This window comes from Thiomicrospira sp. (assembly GCF_014859555.1).
Lineage (GTDB): Bacteria > Pseudomonadota > Gammaproteobacteria > Thiomicrospirales > Thiomicrospiraceae > Thiomicrospira.
Map to the genome: position 1 here is coordinate 1 of NZ_JACUTY010000097.1, position 3,273 is coordinate 3,273.

Below are 3,273 nucleotides of genomic sequence, written 5' to 3' on the forward strand. Positions count from 1 at the left end.
AATTAACCGAAGAACGTTGGCCGAACCTAAAGTTCACCGCCACCCGCGAGCATTAGGTAGTGTCAAAAACCTAAGTGAGCATCAAAGTGAAACAAAAACAACAAAGCCACCAGGCCTGGTGGCTTTGTTGTTTTTAGCTGTTATTGATTTTATTATAGTTTTAACCAATGCTAATACCTCGAAGTTAAGATTTTTTTGAGATGCATGTTTGGTAAAATCCACATACTAAACAATGTTTATAGAGGATAACGCTATGTTTAAGCGTCCGTTGCTGACTTTGATTTTTTTGATGTTGAGTTTTTTGACTTTGCCCAGTTTCGCCTCCGTTGGCACGATTTCACTGGCCACAGGTGAAGTAAATATCCAACGCGCCGAACAAACATTACGCGCTGAAACAGGCGCTGAATTATTGGCGCAAGATAAAGTCGTCACCAGCTCTGGTGCGCGTGCTCAATTGCGATTTAGCGATCAGACAGTGATTACGCTGGGCAGTAATACCGAGTTTGGAATTGAATCCTTTTTAAACGAAGGCTCGAATCGAGCCGAAGCCAAGTTCAACATCGCCAAAGGCACCTTTAAGGTTATCACCGGCCAAATCGGCAAAGCCGCGCCAGATAAGTTCAGCGTCAAAACACGCACCGCCACCATCGGTATTCGCGGCACGATTTTCAGCGGAAGGATTGCTGAAAACCGCGAAACCATTGCGACCATCAGCGGACGAATTTTTGTTACCGAAGATCAAACTGGTCGCAGTGTCGATGTTCCGGCGGGTCAATTTACCAACATCACACCAGGTCAACCACCCGCACCACCTAAACCTCTGACAAATCAGGAGCTGCAGGAACTAAATGAAGATGCCAGTGAACAAACCGAGGGCGGAACGACAGACAGTTCAGAAAACCAAGCGAGTGGTAATGATGAAACAGACAACCTGCAGAATACGGATGGTTTGACCGAACAAGCCGACCCAGCTAATGATGGACAGCCAAATGTGGATACTCGTATTGTCGATCAATCCTTGGATTCAAGAATTGAAAAAGACTTAGAAGATCAATTCGTTAGCCTGGTAGATCATCAAGCGGATGTGATTGATGTTCCAGTTGAAGAGATTGTTAATGATCCTTTGCCCTCAACTTTAACGGGCTGGAAACTGCTTTCTGCCTCTTCATATGTTTTGCAAGACCCATGTTTTGACTGTCTACAGGAACCAAGCCAAGATGACTTCTATCTAGATTATGAGGCAAATGAAGTCTATGGTGGTGAGTTTGAAACTTCTCAATTGGATTTGGTCGGTACATTTGATGACAATGTAGGTTGGGGAACGTGGGAGCAGGATGGGTTGGCTGGTTTTTGGGTGGGTGGCACAGAAGCCACTCAGGCTGCCGCCCATATAAATTCATTGATTAACCAACCAGTCATATACAGTTACAGTGGCCAAGTGCTGGGTGAGGTTTTTAGTTACGAAACGGGCCAAACGTTTTCGATTAATACCGCATCTAGCCATGTGGGTTTATCCTTTAACTTCGCCGAACAATCGATTGCAGGTGGCATGGGGTTTTCAGCATCGAATGGATCAGAATGGCAACTAACGGTTGATCCAACATATCAATCGCTGAATGGGAGTTTGTTTAGCTCTGGTCTGAGAGTGGATGGTCAAGAATATTCATCAGGTTATTTGGAAGGTATGGTTTATGGTTCAAATGCGGAGTCGATAGGTGGTGGATTTTGGGCGAATAGAGCGGATGGTTTAATTGCTAACGGTGTTTTTAAGGCGGTTAAACAATGATTAAATTTTTAATTAAGCCGTTTGTTGTTTTAAGTCTTTGTGGTTTTCCTGTTTACGCCGCTAATACCGAAAACGCGACGAATCAGCAAATTCAAAATTCATTAAAAGCCGATTTTGACGCAGCCAAAACCTTGTTTGACCAAGGTCAATTTAATCAAGCTTATATAGCCTTTGAAGTTTTATTAAATCGCACCCCAGAAAATGCGTTGGTTAATTTCTATTTTGCCATGTCGGCGGCCGCTTTAAAGCGAACCGATCAAGCCATAGCGGCGTTTGATCGTGTGTTAATGCTAAATCCACAAAGCGTTCGCACACGTTTAGAGTTGGCAAAACTCTATTTCGATATGGGGGAATATGCTTTAGCCCATGCCGAGTTGGACAGAGCGTTAAACGCGAACTTACCCGATGCGGTGCGTACCAATGTCATTGATTTTAAAGCACGCATTGATAAACAACAGTCTAGGCACTCTCATGCTAGAACCTTCGTGCTAACTTTTGGTTATGATTCCAATGCAAATAACGATATTGGATCGGGTAATAATTTTGCATTAGACGGGTTTGGCGGCCTAGAGTTGTCAGGCAATGCAGAAGCCGAAGATTATGGGTTTGGTCAGACATTGATCTACAACCACGGTTATGATTTCGGTCAGCGGGGTGGTTGGTCACTTAATAGTCAGTTAGTCGGTTTTAATCGTTTAAATAAAGACTATTCCCAAAATAACGTGTTGTATCTGGGCGCCTTAACCGCGCCGACTTATCAACACGATATTTACAAGGTGGCTTTTCCATTTGAGATAGACCGTGTTTATTTAGACGGCAAGACTTATCTGGCTAATGCCTCAGTGGGCGCAAGTTTAGAGCAACTCCTGTCCGCCAATCAAACCTTAGCGGCGGGTTATAAATTACGTTCGATGCAATATGATGGTGACAACACGATCCGTAATGCTTGGTCTAATATTTATTCAATGAGTTATCGTCACGCGATCGGTGAAAAACCTTGGGTTTTGGGCGCAAGTTTTAGTTATGAAAATCGTCAACAGGCAAACAATGCGGCTTCTGATCCTGCTTCTTTGACCGAAAAAATCTTAAAAATAAATGCGAACAAAGTGCTAACAGCACACTGGCGTTTAATCGGCAGCGCCTCGTTCACTACCACCGATTATCAGCAGGAAAACTGGTTGTTTGCAAACAAACGCTCTGATCAAATTACACGTATAGACTTGGGTGGACAGTACCAAGTTAATCGTAATTCAACACTGAGTGCAAATTTAACGCAAGCTTTTCACAAATCAAACCAAGGGCCTTATGAGTTTGATAAAACTCAGGTTAATTTAAATTATATTTATAGGTTTTAGTCATGATCAGGGTCATGATCCAAGTCGTTTTGACCTTAAGTGTGTTAATGACCAGTTTATACATCACTCTTTTTGCGCCTCAGCTACAAGAACCGTTTGAATTAAAAGTTAAAGACCAAATGATGTTGTGGC

The 3,273-nt window shown here is 43.0% G+C and carries 3 protein-coding genes; all 3 read left to right on the forward strand.

What is annotated here, in order from left to right; genetic code table 11:
- On the forward strand, positions 1-199 hold a 199-nt coding region (locus tag IBX48_RS10020; protein ID WP_296834069.1), incomplete at its 5' end, for a hypothetical protein.
- Positions 200-253: 54 nt separating this feature from the next.
- Positions 254-1,786 carry a FecR family protein gene (locus IBX48_RS10025; protein WP_296834071.1) on the forward strand — a complete coding sequence of 511 codons (1,533 nt, stop codon included), beginning with the start codon at positions 254-256 and terminating at the stop codon, positions 1,784-1,786.
- Positions 1,783-3,141 (forward strand): tetratricopeptide repeat protein, encoded by a 1,359-nt coding sequence (locus IBX48_RS10030; RefSeq protein WP_296834074.1) that lies wholly within the window; start codon positions 1,783-1,785, stop codon positions 3,139-3,141. Before IBX48_RS10025 ends, IBX48_RS10030 begins: the two co-directional genes overlap by 4 nt.
- Positions 3,142-3,273 lie beyond the last annotated feature (132 nt).